This is a genomic window from Cupriavidus sp. 05N40, assembly GCF_056397305.1.
Genome location: NZ_JBFTND010000187.1, coordinates 1 through 14,626, shown reverse-complemented (window position 1 = coordinate 14,626; position 14,626 = coordinate 1). Strand labels below are relative to the sequence as shown.

The 14,626-nt window shown below is 64.7% G+C and carries 10 protein-coding genes and 1 riboswitch; of the genes, 5 read left to right on the top strand and 5 right to left on the bottom strand.

Going from position 1 to position 14,626, the window contains the following annotated elements:
* Positions 1-168: 168 nt before the first annotated feature.
* Complete coding sequence (locus tag AC1DO7_RS31860) at positions 169-1,206, bottom strand: tripartite tricarboxylate transporter substrate binding protein (RefSeq protein ID WP_441622395.1); 1,038 nt, start codon at positions 1,204-1,206, stop codon at positions 169-171.
* Between the two features lie 357 nt (positions 1,207-1,563).
* Here AC1DO7_RS31860 and AC1DO7_RS31855 point away from each other — a divergent pair, with 357 nt between their 5' ends.
* The 3 genes from AC1DO7_RS31855 to AC1DO7_RS31845 all read left to right on the top strand — a co-directional run bounded on the left by AC1DO7_RS31855 (position 1,564) and on the right by AC1DO7_RS31845 (position 5,117).
* On the top strand, positions 1,564-3,102 hold the full coding sequence (locus AC1DO7_RS31855; RefSeq protein WP_477116999.1) for an acyl-CoA synthetase: 1,539 nt from the start codon (positions 1,564-1,566) through the stop codon (positions 3,100-3,102).
* A 207-nt stretch (positions 3,103-3,309) separates the two neighbouring features.
* Positions 3,310-3,702, top strand: a complete 393-nt coding sequence (locus tag AC1DO7_RS31850) for a ferredoxin reductase domain-containing protein (protein ID WP_441622391.1) — start codon at positions 3,310-3,312, stop codon at positions 3,700-3,702.
* Positions 3,703-3,992: 290 nt separating this feature from the next.
* On the top strand, positions 3,993-5,117 hold the full coding sequence (locus AC1DO7_RS31845; protein ID WP_441622389.1) for a hypothetical protein: 1,125 nt from the start codon (positions 3,993-3,995) through the stop codon (positions 5,115-5,117).
* A gap of 125 nt (positions 5,118-5,242) precedes the next feature.
* Here the strand turns inward: AC1DO7_RS31845 and AC1DO7_RS31840 are convergent, their stop codons facing one another.
* The 4 genes from AC1DO7_RS31840 to speB form a co-directional block, all read right to left on the bottom strand.
* Entirely contained in the window at positions 5,243-6,496 is a 1,254-nt protein-coding gene (locus AC1DO7_RS31840; RefSeq protein ID WP_441622387.1) for a D-amino acid dehydrogenase, read from the bottom strand.
* Positions 6,497-6,645: 149 nt separating this feature from the next.
* Positions 6,646-6,745, bottom strand: a riboswitch (glycine riboswitch).
* An 87-nt stretch (positions 6,746-6,832) separates the two neighbouring features.
* On the bottom strand, positions 6,833-8,203 hold the full coding sequence (locus AC1DO7_RS31835) for an MFS transporter (RefSeq protein WP_441622385.1): 1,371 nt from the start codon (positions 8,201-8,203) through the stop codon (positions 6,833-6,835).
* 266 nt (positions 8,204-8,469) lie between these two features.
* Positions 8,470-9,618, bottom strand: coding sequence for a branched-chain amino acid ABC transporter substrate-binding protein (locus AC1DO7_RS31830; protein ID WP_441622383.1), 1,149 nt, complete (start codon positions 9,616-9,618; stop codon positions 8,470-8,472).
* Between the two features lie 112 nt (positions 9,619-9,730).
* Complete coding sequence (speB, locus tag AC1DO7_RS31825; RefSeq protein ID WP_477116998.1) at positions 9,731-10,708, bottom strand: agmatinase; 978 nt, start codon at positions 10,706-10,708, stop codon at positions 9,731-9,733.
* 125 nt (positions 10,709-10,833) lie between these two features.
* On the opposite strand from speB, the gene AC1DO7_RS31820 reads away from it, so the two are divergent.
* Both AC1DO7_RS31820 and AC1DO7_RS31815 read left to right on the top strand, forming a co-directional pair.
* On the top strand, positions 10,834-11,736 hold the full coding sequence (locus AC1DO7_RS31820) for a LysR family transcriptional regulator (RefSeq protein WP_441622379.1): 903 nt from the start codon (positions 10,834-10,836) through the stop codon (positions 11,734-11,736).
* A gap of 224 nt (positions 11,737-11,960) precedes the next feature.
* On the top strand, positions 11,961-14,626 hold a 2,666-nt coding region (locus tag AC1DO7_RS31815), incomplete at its 3' end, for an AAA family ATPase (protein WP_477116997.1).

The following is a 14,626-nucleotide window of genomic DNA, read 5'->3' as shown; positions in this document are numbered from 1 at the left end:
GGGTCATTCTCTGGTCTCCTGGTCTGGCGGCCGGGCCGCCCCTCGCAATGCAGTGTGCCCCGCGTGCCCGCGCCCGCCAATCGCCGATCGGGACAAAACCATTGGCAAAAAGTATCAAGCTGCAGCATGGGCAAGCAGCTGGCACGGCGGCATGCCGCGCCGCGCGCTTCAGTCCAGCCGGATGCCCAGCTCGCGCACCACCACCTTCTCCCGCTCGTACTGCTGCGCGGCGAACTGCGCATACTGGTCGTTGCTCAGGTACACCTCCTGCAGGTCGATGGCCTCCAGCGCGGCCTGGTACGCCGGCGACTGCGCGGCCTTGCGCAACGCGTCATGCAACTGCCTGACCACGGCGGGGTCCATGCCGCGCGGCCCCACCACGCCCACCTGCGAGCTGGCGGTAATGTCAAAGCCGCGCTCCTTCAGCGTGGGCACGTCCTTGAAGCGCGGAAAGCGCGCGTCGCCCACAATCGCCAGCGGCCGCACCTTGCCGGCCACGGCATACGGGCCCCAGCCGGGGTCCAGCACCGCGTCGATATCGCCCGCCATCAGCGCCATCAGCTCCTCCGAGCCGCCCTTGTACGGCGCGAAGGTGAACTTGGCGCCGGCGGCCTTGCCCAGCTTCTCCATGGCGATATGGCCCGAACTGCCGGTGCCCACCGCCGCGTAGGTGACCTTGCCCGGATTGGCGCGGGCATACGCCAGGAAGTCTTCCAGCGTCTTCCACGGCGCGTCGGCGCGCACCACCAGCCCGTAGCGGTAGTTGGTCAGGCCGATGATGTAGGTGAAGTCCTTGCGCGGGTCGTACACCGTCTTCTGCAGGTGCGGCATGCGGAAGATATTGGCCGCCACCAGCGCCAGCGTGTAGCCGTCCGGCGCGGCGGTCTGGCTCATCACCGTGGCCGCCAGCGTGGCGCCGGCGCCAGGCTTGTTGATGGGCACGATGCTTTGCTTGAGCTCCTTGCCGGCGGCATTGAGCAGGGCGCGCATCGGCGCGTCGGTGGGGCCGCCCGGCGGGAACGGGATCCAGAACTCGATCGGCCTGGCCGGATAAGGGCCAGCGGCCAGCGCCGGGGCAGACACGGATACGGACACGGCCGCCGTCAATGCCGCCAGCGCCAACATACCCCCCAGGCCACCCAGGCGCCGCGCCAGGCTACGCCAGGCCGGGCGGGGCAGGGCGCCCGCCTTTGTTTTGTCTTGCATGGTTGTCTCCTTTGTTCTTGTGTGCGTGTCGCAGGCGCTTGGCTCCTGTCGCGCCAAGGCTAGCCGGCCGGCACTCCCGCCCACAATTGCCGGAACGCCCAAACCGATTGGCAGAAACGCTCATGCCCGCGCGGCTGCCCGCCGGGCCGGTGTCATTTCCTGCCAATCGCGTTGAGCGGTTCCGCAATTGGCGTGGGCGCGCTGCGGCGCTTAAATGTGCGGAGACCTGCAGACCATCACGCCGATCCGCGCTGGCCCGCGCCCGCGGGCGCAGGCGCAGGCCAGCGCCGCCCCGCACCGCTGGCGCATGCGCCACGGGGCGAGGCAGCCGCCACCCAGCACAAGGAGACAATACCCATGCACCTGACCGCCGGACTACACCGCTCCCTGCAACGCCACCCCGACAAGATCGCCCTGGTAGACGGGCAGACCCGCCTGACCTTCCGCCAGCTGGCCGCGCGCGTGGCGCGGCTGGCCGGCGCGCTGCAATCCCTGGGCGTGGCGCGCGGCGACCGCGTGGCCGTGCTCGCGCCCAACGGCGCGGCGTACGTGGAAACGGAGCTGGCGGTCTGGTGGGCCGGCGCCGTGCTGCACCCCGTCAACACCCGCTGGAGCCAGGCCGAGATGGCCTTCGCCCTGCACGACTGCGGCGTGCGCGTGCTGCTGGCGGGCGAACCCTTCGCCGCGCTGGCCGGCGCGCTGCGCCGCCAGGTGCCGGGCCTGCAGGCCATCGTCCATGTCGGCCCGCAGCCGGCGCCCGCCGGCATGCTGGACTACGCCGCGCTGATCACCGACGCCCAGCCGGTGGCAGACGCCCGCGCCGCCACGGCGGACCTGGCTGCCATCCTCTACACCGGCGGCACCACCGGCTTCCCCAAGGGCGTGATGCTCTCCCACGGCAACCTGTGGGCCTCGTGCATCGGCCGCATGGCGGACGTGCCCAACCCGCCCGACTTTGTCTCCCTGCTGGTGGCGCCGCTGTTTCACGTGGCCGGCCTGGGCCGCCTGGTGGGCCAGCTGGTGGTGGGCGGCACCTGCGTCATGCTGCCGGGCTTCCAGCCCGACACCGTGCTGCGCACCATCGCGCAGGAAGGCATCTCAGACATGGTGCTGGTGCCCAGCATGATCCAGATGCTGGTAGATGCGTCAGGCTTTGCCGGGTACGACCTCACCAGCCTGCGCCGCATTGTCTGGGGCGCCGCGCCCATCGCGCTGCCGCTGCTGGAGCGCGCCATGGCCGCGCTGCCCGGCGTGGAATTTCTCCACGCCTACGGCATGACGGAGACAGCCGCCTCGGTGTCCGCCCACCACATCGGCAGCACCCCGCAGGCGCGCGAAGGCGGCCGCCTGCGCTCTGCCGGCCGCGCCGGCTACGCGGCCGAGCTGCGCATCGCCGGCCCCGACGGGCGCGAGGTGCCCACCGGCAGCATGGGCGAGATCCTGGCGCGCGGCCCCGCGGTGATGATGGGCTACTGGAACCGCCCCGAAGAAACCGCGCAGGCCCTGCGCAACGGCTGGCTGCACACCGGCGACAGCGGCTACATGGACGACGAGGGCTACCTCTACGTGGTGGACCGCATCAAGGACATGATCATCTCCGGCGGCGAGAACGTGTACCCCGCCGAGGTAGAGGAAACGCTGGGCCGCCACCCGGCCGTGGCCACCAGCGCCGTCATCGGCATCCCCGACGAGAAATGGGGCGAGGCCGTGCACGCCGTGGTGCTGCTGCGCGAGGGCGCGCAATCCACCGCGGATGAGCTGCGCGCGCACTGCCGCACCTGGCTGGGCGCGTACAAATGCCCCAAGAGCTTCGCGTTCCGCAGCAGCCTGCCGTTGTCGGCGGCGGGGAAGGTGCTCAAGAGTGAGTTGAGGAAGGAGTTTGGGGATGGGGTTTGAGTGTTTTCCGCCCCGCCTCCCGGCGCAGCACGGCGCCTTTGCCACAGACCCGCTGCTGCCAGGAGCCCGGAATCGAACGGAGCGCATGCCAATACGACGGTAAATTGGGGTACCAGGAGGCAATCGGCCAGATTGCTGGCGGACATGCTTCAGACTGGCAGGATCGAGACGTCTTCGAAGTCTCCATAAGAAAAGGGCCCGGCTGGTATGCCGGGCCCGCACTTCTTTACTTCGTCACCTCAGGGGTTCGCCGATCTGGCTGCGCGCCATGTAGATAGCGGCGCGCAGGGGCCGTCCGACACATATCGCATCGCCGTACAGCTCGAAGTGCATGGCAAAGGCGGCGCCCGATGCCTGCATGATGAACTCGCGGTGGGAAGCACCATCGAGATGACGGGGCCATTCAACAGCTTTCCACTTCACGCCATGGCGTCGTCCCGCGTCAGTGTCGTGGCCGGTGGTATTGGCGTAACACCTTTAGTCTCGATGGCCCACGCACTCAGAGCGCAAGGCATCCCGTTTGAATTGCACCGCATGCACGCCGCAGTTCTCATGACCGAGGAACGGACTATTACCGCCCCCGTGATTCCCATCCGCTGATCGCACGGCACCTTCCCTTCAGAGAGAAGAGAGAACCACATGGGAGAAGCAGAGCATTGCCGCCAGAGATGGCCGGTGCTAACGATGCCGCGTGCGAATCCGGTGCTGGCCATCAACTTGCACCAACTTGTCCCCGGTCGCATTCGTATAGTGTTCTAGAGGCAGGTCGTCAGGAGTTTGGTCACACGATTAGTGCTAATTGCATCACATCGCATCGCATCACCCGGGATGGCCTCGCATGCGCGGGTCAGGCGATCAGACAAGAGGTCCACCAAAAAGAACCAAAGACCATGGAACCCTCAAACCACGGAAGTATGCTTGGCACGCTGCGCCTTGCAAGGCTGGCGAATCGCAGGCCCCGCCTGTGGCTCGGGGTGTTCGCGCTGCTCGCTGGCTGTGGGTCTATCGGCCCCACGACCATCGTTGCGGACCGCTTCGACTACAGCGCGGCGATCGCGGACTCCTGGAAGCAGCAAACGCTGCTGAACATCGTCAAGCTTCGCTACATGGACCTGCCGGTCTTTGTAGACGTGGCGTCGGTTGTCAGTGGTTACTCGTTGCAGACTGGTGTGTCTATGAACAGCACTGTCTCCTCGGCCAACACCGTACAGGGCAATTTCGTTTCCGCCGGGGTACAAGGGGTATATACGGACCGGCCTACCATTACCTACACGCCAGCGACCGGGCAACGGTTTGTGCAGGGGCTGATGGTGCCGATCGAGCCCAGAAACATCTTCTTCATGCTTCAGAGCGGCTATGCCGCAGATTTCCTGCTGAGCATGACCGTGGAGTCGCTCAATGGCGTGCGCAATCGTTCGACGGTTGCAGGGGCGATGCGCGAGGCGGATCCCGCGTTTCTGCGAGCCATCGCATTGCTGCGCGACGTGCAGGGCGCCGGCGCGTTCGGGATGCGTGTTGAGGATAGCAAGAGCAAAGGTTCAACCGCCGTCGTGCTTTTCCGGCGTGACGGCGTGACTCCCGACATCGAGGAAAAAATGACCGAGATCCGCCGCCTGCTCAGAATGCCACTGACCAGGCAGGAGTTCATCCTCCGGTATTCCCCAGCCCGCGGCGCGGACGACGAACTTGCGGTGAACAGCCGCTCGATGCTGCAAATCATGAGCGCCTTTTCCAGCTACCTGGACGTTCCGGAGGAACACATCAGAGACCACAGTGCGCTGCCTGCGGTTGCGCCGGGCACAACTGAGAGGCAACAAGGCGCCCTAAGGATTCACAGTGGCAAGGAAAGGCCCGCCGAGCCATATGCTGCGGTACGGTACCGTGGCTACTGGTTCTGGGTTGAGCAAGGCGACCTGACAACGAAACGCGCCCTTGCGGCCATCATGTTGTTCTTCACGCTGGCGGATACCGGCAGTAAGGAGTCGCAGCCGTTGATCACCATCCCAGCCCAGTAGCGCGGCTCCCCAGCACGGGGCCGCCAGTCGACGTAGGCGCAGTAAAGGAGCCCCCGGCGCCGACATGCGAAGCTCGCTCCTGCCCGGAGCGAGATACCTGACTTGCCTTGCTGTCCGACTGCCTCCTACCCAACGGGATAGCTCTCGGCGATGGTCGTGCCGATCGTTGCCGCTGTTGCAGCAGACAACGTCCATCCAAGATGGCCATGGCCGGTGTTGTAGAACACCCGTGGCGCCCTGCCTTTTGACACGCGCGGCATCATGTCCGGCATCATCGGGCGAAGCCCCGCCCAGGGGACTACGCGGGAGGTATTGATTCGGAAGTTGCGACGCGTCCATGACACGAGCGGCTCGATGCGGTCGGCTCGGATGTCTCGGTTTTGTCCATTGAATTCGGCGGTACCTGCCACGCGGAACCTGTCCTTGCCAAGTCTGCTCGTCACGATCTTTGCGCTTTCGTCGAGCAGGCTGACCCACGGCCCGTTCGCCACGCTGTCGGCATCGTCCAGGTGCACGGTAATGGAGTATCCCTTGACCGGATAGACATTGATCCTGTCGCCCAGCATGCCGGCAATATGCCGGCTGCCCACACCGGCACAAACCACCAGCGCATCGCCGGCGATCTCGTACGCGGCACCGGCGTGGACCGATGGCGACGCCACACCGTCCACCGCCTGCAGGCCGATACGCACGCCGCTGGCGGATAGGTCGATGCTTCGCACGTCCCAGCCCTGCAGGAAGCGCACGCCGCGGCGCTCGCAAGCGAGCGCCAGGCCGCGCGTGAACTTATGGATATCCCCGGTTGAATCGGATGGCGTGAAGTACCCGCCAAAGTATTGGCCTTGCAACGTCGGCTCGATCGCCCGGATCTCCTGCGGCGACACCGCAAAGCGCTCCAGTCCGCCTGCCACGAGTAGCGCGTTCGTCCTGCCCGCGGCCTCGAAAGCCGCTTTGTCATGATAGAAGTGCAGGATGCCGCGGCGCTCCAGATCGAACTGGATATTCTCCTGCTCGGCCATGGCAAAGAGATGCTGGCGGGCGGCAATCGCCAACTTCGTCGTTTCGATGGTGTTCTCCCGATAACGCGCGATGTTCGACACAAACTCCCCCATCCACGAGTATTTGTGCCACGACGGCTTCGGGTTCACCAGCAGCGGCGCGTTGCGTTTCAGCATCCATTTCAGCCCTTTTAGTATCGTTCCCGCGCTGTTCCAGACTTCCGCGTTACACGCGGAGAGCTGGCCGCCATTGGCGAACGACGTCTCCATGGCGGGATAAAGATGGCGGTCGACGACAGTCACCTCGTATCCGAGTTTCGATAGCGTGTAGGCGGTGGTGACGCCGGTAATGCCGGCGCCTATGACTATGATTTGAGACATGGCAGGGTCCTCTGTCAGGCAAAGCGATGGCCGAATCCTCGGCTTCCTACCCCATCTGTCCCGGTACCTGAGAGCTTTGGCAGCGGCCGGTGACCGGTGCCGTCCCCTTCGGTGGGCATTCCTTGCAATGCCACTCTCCAGATTCTTGAATCGACGCCACAGTCCTTTTGCCTGAGAGTTTCCGGGGTGGTTGCTCCGTCGGCGCCGGGGATGGCACGTACCATCCCCGGTCTCTCCTGCGTCGTCTTGCAGCCGCTTAGTGGCCGCTTAGCGGCCGATTTGCGGCCGGGCTGCCCGGGATCACAGCCGATGCGTCAAGCTGCGCCCCTTGCTTGCTTAGTCCGGTAACGCACCGCCCGAAGGCGTACGGCTGGCCAGGATGGCAATCAGCGACACCACCGCAGCCCCGACCAGGTACCAGGCTGGTGCAAGCTTATTGCCCGTGGCGCTGATCAGCCAGGTCGCGACCAGGGGGGCGGTGCCGCCGAACAAGGCGTTCGCGCTGTTAAAGCACAGTGCAAAGCCGCTATATCGCACGCGGGTCGGAAAACTCTCCGACAGGAAGCACGGCAGCGTGCCGTCGTTGATGGTGAGGAAGGCGCCCAGTGCCACCTGAATCAGCAAGATGCCGACGATGCTGGCGCTCGACAGCGAATGGAACAGCGGCACCGTGAAGAGCGCGAACAGGATGCAGGCGGAAACCAGCATCGTCTTCCGCCCGAACCGGTCGGAAAGCAGGCCCATCACGAAAATCATCACGACATAGCTGGCCAGCGATACGGTAGAGACCAGGAAGGACACCGAGTCGCTCATGCCGAGTTCCTTTGACAGGTACACAGGCATATAGCTGAGCAACAAGTAAAAGCCGACGGCGTTCAGGCAGGTCACGCCGAAGCCGACCAGCATGGTACGGCGATGCGAGGTGAGCAACTCGCGCAGCGGCGCCTGCGGTGCGTGATTGGCGTGCTCCATCGCGACGAACTTCGGCGTATCTTCTAGTTGAAGCCGGATGTAACGGCCAACCAGCCCAAAAGGGGCGGCCAGCAGGAACGGCACGCGCCAGCCCCATTCGAGCAACTGTCCGGAGGTCAGCACCGTATGCAGCCCGGCGACGAACAGCGACGCGAACAGCAGGCCGGCGGCTTCCGCGGCAGGGATGACACTGGTGTAGAGCCCGCGCTTGCGGTTCGGTGCATATTCGGCAAGAAAGGCCGAGGCGCCGGCGTATTCGCCTGAAGCCGAGAAGCCCTGGACCAGCCGGATGACAAGCAGCAGTACCGGCGCCCACAAGCCCACCTGCCCGTAAGTCGGCAGGAAGGCGATCAGGAAGGTCGAGCAGGACATGATCATGATCGACAGCGACAGCGTATTGCGCCGGCCGAACTTGTCGCCGAAATGCCCCCAGATCACCCCTCCGATCGGACGCACGACGAAGGACAGCGCGAATACGGCATAGGTAGCCATCAGGCTGGTGGTCGGGTCGCTCTTGGGAAAGAACACTACCGCAATGACGGTTGCAAGAAAGCCGTAGGCGGCGTAGTCGAACCACTCGATAAAGGTGCCGATAAAGCCTGCCGCGGTAGCGCGGCGCAGTACCTGCCTGGTGTCGGCATCCACGGCGCTGCTGCGGGCCTGGCTCGCCGGGTATCCCGGGCGATTGCCACCTGGTAGCACCTCCGCGCCGCGCAAGGATTTCGTGTTACTCATACTCTGTCTCCGGATTATTTTGTCCTGGTCGCGCTACGTCTATCCAGGCATGGGCTTTTGCCGCATGCAACCGGCGACCAGTCTTGTGGTGTGTCTTGTTGTGTGTCTTGTGGATCTGCTCTGTGGGTAATAAGGGGTGTTGAACTCCTTATGCAGGGTAAGAAGGCGCAGCGATACAGCGGATCGCCGATCCATCGACAAGAAAACGAAATCCCGATGCCACGGCTATGTCGCGCCCGCCGACGAGGCATGCCAGCGAACTGGCGCTACCTGTCCTGCGGCAATGGCACCAGGGCGCTGTTGCGGTAGGTGTAGATGGTGATCGGCGAATCCCGCAGGTCGCGGTTGGGGTCGAAGCGGTATCGGCCGGCCACGCCCTCCATATCGATACCCGCCAGCGCTGCCCGGTACTGCGCCGACTCGACCGAGTTGGCTGTCTTCATCGCCTGGGCTACCAACCTGAGGCCGTCATAGATAGACGCGCTGTAAGTGAGCGGATCGGTGTTGTAGCGCTTCCTGTAGTCGCTCTTGAACTGGCGCCCCGGGCCGGTGTTCTCGAGCACGGGACCGCCCTGCGGGCAGTACACATGCTCGTCCACGGCATCGCCCCCCAGCCTGGCCAGTTCGATATTGCACATCGCATCGCCACCGAGCAGATAGGCGTCGGCCATGGCGAGCCGCTTCATCTGGCTGCGCAGGGGTCCGGCCTGCGAGTAGTAGCCACCATAGAAGATGCCGTCCACCTTCATGCCGCGTATTCGGGTCAGAATCGGGACGAAGTCTACGGCCTTGTCCGAGGTGTATTCGCGGGCGACGATCTCGATGCCTTGCGCCCTGGCTGCCTTGACGAACTCGTCCGCCACACCCTGGCCGTAGGCGGTCCGGTCGTCGATGACCGCGAAACGCCTGGCGCGCAGTTTGACCGAAGCAAACTCGCCCATGCGCTTGCCAAGCTGGCTGTCATTGGCCGAGATCCGGAAGACATAGGTGTACCCGGACTGGGTGACTGCCGGGTTCGAAGCCACCGTTGCCATCACTACCCCGGCCTGGTCCAGCAGGCGGGAGATCGGGATGGCGACGCCCGAGTTGAACGGCCCGAACACCACCTTCACGTCCCCGTCCACCAGGCGCTGGGCAACCGACATGCCGGTGCGCGGATCTGCGGCGTCGTCCTCGGAGACCAGGCTAAAACGCACGGCTTTGCCGTTGACGACAAGGCCTTGCGCATTCAGTTGATCGATGGCCATGCGCAGGCCGTTTTCATTGTCCTTGCCAATGGCGGCCTGCGGGCCGGACAGTGGCCCCGTCAGGCCGACCTTGACGACCTGCTGCTCCGCAGCCATGACGAAGGACGGCAACGGGCACGCCAGCACGCCGGCGGCCAGGCCTGCCCAGAAACGAGATTGACGAAACATTGCGGCTCCCCTTTTTTGCCAGGTCGCGCGACGCCGCTGAATGGCGCGCTGCATGGCCATGTAAAGACGACGGCATGCCTGATGACGACGCGGCCCCTTTTGCGTTCAGCGCTCAGCGCGCAGCGGCGCGCTTGAGCTTGCGCTGGTGCATCACCCGGCCGATCGTGTTGAGCAAAAGCTGCGCGGCAAGGATGGCGGTGGATCCCGTATGGTCATAGTCGGGAGCGACTTCTACCAGGTCGATCCCCACCACGTCGCCCTGCTCGGCCAGGCCAGCGAACAATTCCAGACCCTCGTAGTAAGTCAGCCCGCCATGGCTCGGGGTACCTGTGCCAGGCGCGATGGAGACGTCGAACCCGTCGATGTCGATGGTCAGGTAATAGCGTACGCCCTTCGGGATGCGGTCCAGCACCCCCTGGATGCCGAGCTTGCGAAGCTGGCGCACCGAGATGATGTCCGAGCCCATCTCGCGTGCTTGGGCATACCCCTCGCGTGCAGTAGAGGACACGTTGCGGATGCCGATCTGGGTCATGCCGCTGACGACGCTCTTCTCCGCGGCGCGGCGCAAGGGGTTGCCGTGACCGTGACGCACGCCATGCCGCTCGTCGACAAAGTCCAGGTGGGCGTCGATATGGACCACGTGGAACGGCTCCTGGCCTTCGAAGGCCGCGATGCAGGGGAYATTGATCGAATGATCCCCGCCTAGCACCACGGGCAGCGCGCCGGCCTTCAGGATCTTGCGCACCCCGTATTCGATGTTGGCATGGCACTTTTCGGTATTGGTATGCACCATATCGGCGTCGCCAATGTCGACCATCCTGACCTCGCTGGCCGGCATGTACACGACATCGTCCTCGAAGTCATAGGCGCCACTGTGGCCGAAGGAGAACAGCGTGGACGCCTCGCGGATCGAGCGCGGCCCGAAACGCGCGCCGGCTCGCCATTGGGTGCCACAGTCGAACGGCGCGCCGATGACCGCCACGTCGGCGTCGATGGCATCCCAGTCAAGGCAGAGCGGCGATTTGCCGAACGTGCAGATACCGACGAATGGGAGGTCGAGCCGGCCCTTCTCATATTGATTTTCAGACATCGCGTTCACTAATCCTTTCTTCGTTGATGCGGTGGGGACGAGTTCATTCTGGACAACGGCATGGTCCGGTACAATCAGAATGTTTAGAACTTCAGTTCGTTAAAATCCGAACTAAAGACGGGAACGTGAAACTCCGCGATGTGGACCTCAAGCTACTGAGAATCTTCGAAACTATCGTGGGATGCGGTGGCTTTGCCGCGGCGCAATCGCTGCTGGGCATTGGCGCGTCCAGCATCAGCGAGCACATGACGCAACTCGAGACCCGACTGGGTGTGCGCTTGTGCGAGCGCGGGCGCAGCGGGTTTCGCCTGACCGAGGAGGGCCAGCAAATGCACGCTGCGGCCCAGCGACTGCTCGCGGCAGTGGACACCTTCCAGATGGAAGCCGGGACCATCCGCCGTGAGCTTCACGGCGTACTTCGCCTGGGGCTGATCGAGGCCACGCTTACCGACCGTGGGGCGCCTCAACTGGCCGCCATCCGCAGCTTTGGCCAAGCCGCGCCGAAGGTGCAGCTACATATCGAGATCGACTCGCCCAACCGCCTCGAACAGCGGGTGCTGGATGGCAGCCTCCACCTCGCGGTCGGACCGTTTCCGGACCCGGTAGCGGGCCTGGACTACCGCATGCTCTATCGCGAGGAGCAAGGACTTTACTGCGCATCGCCGCATCCGCTCTTCTCCCATGCCGGTCAGAAGGGCCAGGCGGAGCAGGTTGCCAGTGCGAACCTGGCGACGCGCGGCTACCTCGGGCGCCAGGAGCTTGACCTGCTCGGGATGCAGGAGGCTGCAGCGATGGTGGATAACGTCGAAGGGCGCGCCATGCTGATCCTGTCCGGGAACTACATTGGCTTCCTGCCGCCGCACTATGCCGATGCGTGGGTGGCGCCCGGCCTGTTGCGCCGTATTGCGCCAGAGCGCTACACCACGCATCTCGATTTCAAGATCATCACGCGGCGGGGCGCGCGCGAAACGCGGACCGTGCTGGCGCTGATCGATCACCTTGGAGAGGCCGCAAAGAAGGGGAGGTAACGGGTAACGTCCGGGGGCCTCGGCGGCTGACGCATCACACCTGATTCGGCGCGTTCTTGCTTAAAGCATCCTGGCGCCCCCCGCGTTTGTGCACGTTTTGCGCCGCTCCACACCAGAAGAGGGTATGCATGCACTCCGCGTGTGAACATATCTCGATTTCTGGGGCGCAATTGATAACATCTAATAGGTGAATCTTCCATGCGCCCGGAAAGGGTGCCTAGCCCATGCGCTGTGCAATCTGCGGGTTCGAGAATGCGGCAGGCGCAAAGTTCTGCGAGGAATGCGGCGCCAGGCTTGTGCGCGTCTGCCCGGCCTGCGGCCAGGGGGCGGCTGCGAGCGCCAAGTTCTGTAGCGAATGCGGCGCATCGCTAAGTGGACCTCCTGGCGGCACGCTCCCTGTCTCGACCTGTGCGCCCAACACGCCAATCGACTACACGCCTCCCTATCTGGCCGAGCGCATCCGGGCGGCGCAAGCAGAGATGGAAGCTCGCGGTCCGTCAGACGGCGAGCGCAAGACAATCACCGCGCTGTTCGCCGACATGGCCGGCTCGACCGCACTGATCCATGACCTCGATCCCGAAGATGCGCGACGCCTGATCGACCCGGTGCTGGCGCTGATGATGGAGGCCGTGCATCACTACGAGGGCTATGTGGCCAAGTCGATGGGCGACGGCATCCTGGCGCTGTTCGGCGCGCCGATCGCGAACGAAGACCATCCGCAGCGGGCCTTGCTGGCGGCGCTGCGCATGCAGGAGGCCATGCGCCGTTACGCCGACGGAGTGCGCCTGGCCCAGGGGATCGCGCTGCAGATCCGCGTCGGCATCAACTCCGGCGAAGTGGTGGTGCGCGCGATCCGCACCCAGGACTTGCACACTGACTACGACCCAGTGGGCAAATCGATCCACATTGCTTCGCGCATGGAGAGCATCGCGGTGCCCGGTTCGATCGTCGCGAGCGCACACACCCACAACCTGACCGAAGGCTATTTCGCGTTCAAGGCGCTCGGCGCGACGCCGATCAAGGGGCTGCCCGAGCCGCTCGCGGTCTTCGAAGTGCTCGGCCCCGGCCCGCTGCGCACCCGGCTGCAGGTGTCGGCCAGCCGCGGGCTGGCGCGCTTTGTCGGCCGTGCCCGCGAGCTTGAACAACTATATGAGGCGCGCGCAAGGGCGCGGGCCGGACATGGTCAGATCGTCGGCGTGGTCGGCGAGCCAGGGGTCGGCAAGTCGCGGCTCTGCCATGAGTTCAAGCTGCTCGCGCCGCGCGATTGCCTGGTGCTGGAAACCTTCTCGGTGTCGCACGGCAAGGCCTATCCGTATCTGCCACTGATCGAACTGCTGCGCAACTACTGCCAGATCACGGCGCAGGACGATGAGCGCCGGCGGCGCGAGAAGCTCACCGGCAAGCTCCTGACGCTGGACCGCGCGCTCGAAGACAGCCTGCCTTATCTGTTCCACCTGCTGGGGGCCGCCGAGCCTGACTCGGCGCTGGCGCCGATGGACGCCCAGATCCGCCAGCAGCGCACTTTCGAGGCGATCAAGCGGCTGCTGGTGCGGGAAAGCCTGGCCCAGCCGCTGGAGCTGATCGTCGAGGATCTGCAATGGCTCGACCGGGAAACCGAGGCCTTCCTCGGCTTTCTCGGCGAGAGCGTGGCCAGCGCCCGCATCCTGCTGCTGGTCAACTTCCGGCCCGAGTACCGGCACGACTGGAGCCGCAAGAGCTACTACACCCAGCTACGCCTGGGTCCCCTGGGCGAAGCCGAAGCCCGGGAACTGCTGCGAGCCCTGCTGGGCGATGCCGCCGGAATTGCTCCGCTCGAGCACCTGATCCTGGCGCAGACCGAAGGCAATCCATTCTTCATCGAGGAAGTGGTGCAGGACCTGGTCGAGGGGCAGGTGCTGCGAGGCGAGCGCGGGCATTACCGTCTCGAGCAGATCCCGGGCAAGCTGCACATCCCGGCCACCGTGCAGGGGGTGCTCGCCGCCCGCATCGACCGCCTGCAACCAGCCGAGAAAGCACTGCTGCAGACCCTGGCGGTGATCGGCAAGGTATTTCCATGGAGCCTGCTCGCGCGCGTCGTCGAGCAGCCCGAGGACACAACGAGGAGCCTGCTGGCGCGGCTGCAAGCCGGGGAATTCATCTACGAGCAGCCGGCGTTTCCGGAGGTGGAGTACAGCTTCAAGCATGCGCTGACCCAGGAGGTGACCTACGGCTCCCTGCTAAGCGAGCGGCGTCGTGCGCTGCATGAGTGCACGGCCCAGGCGATCGAGGCCCTGTTTAGCGCCCAGCTCGAGGAGCACTGCAGCGAGCTGGCATATCATTTCAGCCGCAGCGGCAACACGCCAAAAGCCGTGGAGTACCTGCACCGTGCCGGACGCCAGGCAGTGCAACGCTCCGCCGACGCAGAAGCCGTCACCCACCTCACCATGGCGCTGACCCTGCTCGCGACGCTGCCTGATAGCAAGGAACGCGCACAGCAGGAACTTGCACTCCAGATCACCCTCGGTCCGGCCTGGATGGCCACCAGGGGCTTCGCCGCCCCGGAAGTGGGGGCAGCGTACGCGCGCGCCCTGGAGCTGTGTCGGCAGCTCGGCGAAACCCTCCATCTATTCCCTGCAATACTGGGGCTGCGCACGTTCTACACAGTTCGGGCTGAACTCCAGACCGCGCGCGAATTGGCAGAGCAATTGGTGACGCTTGCCGAAACGTCGCAGGATCCTGCGTTATTGGTCCAGGCGCGTCGGGCGCTGGGAACCGCCTTGTTCTATCTTGGCGAACTGGTGCCCGCCCGTGCGCATCTGGAGCAAGCCATGGCGCTCTATGACCCCTCACAACACCATTCGCATGCCTTCATCTATGGATTGGAGCCCGGTGTGCAGGGGCTGAACCACAT

Excerpts from the sequence above, each read along its gene's own strand:
- AC1DO7_RS31860 (WP_441622395.1), bottom strand. The coding sequence starts at position 1,206 with ATGCAAGACAAAACAAAGGCGGGCGCCCTGCCCCGCCCGGCCTGGCGT.
- AC1DO7_RS31855 (WP_477116999.1), top strand. The coding sequence starts at position 1,564 with ATGCACCTGACCGCCGGACTACACCGCTCCCTGCAACGCCACCCCGAC.
- AC1DO7_RS31850 (WP_441622391.1), top strand. The coding sequence starts at position 3,310 with ATGCCGGGCCCGCACTTCTTTACTTCGTCACCTCAGGGGTTCGCCGAT.
- AC1DO7_RS31845 (WP_441622389.1), top strand. The coding sequence starts at position 3,993 with ATGGAACCCTCAAACCACGGAAGTATGCTTGGCACGCTGCGCCTTGCA.
- AC1DO7_RS31840 (WP_441622387.1), bottom strand. The coding sequence starts at position 6,496 with ATGTCTCAAATCATAGTCATAGGCGCCGGCATTACCGGCGTCACCACC.
- AC1DO7_RS31835 (WP_441622385.1), bottom strand. The coding sequence starts at position 8,203 with ATGAGTAACACGAAATCCTTGCGCGGCGCGGAGGTGCTACCAGGTGGC.
- AC1DO7_RS31830 (WP_441622383.1), bottom strand. The coding sequence starts at position 9,618 with ATGTTTCGTCAATCTCGTTTCTGGGCAGGCCTGGCCGCCGGCGTGCTG.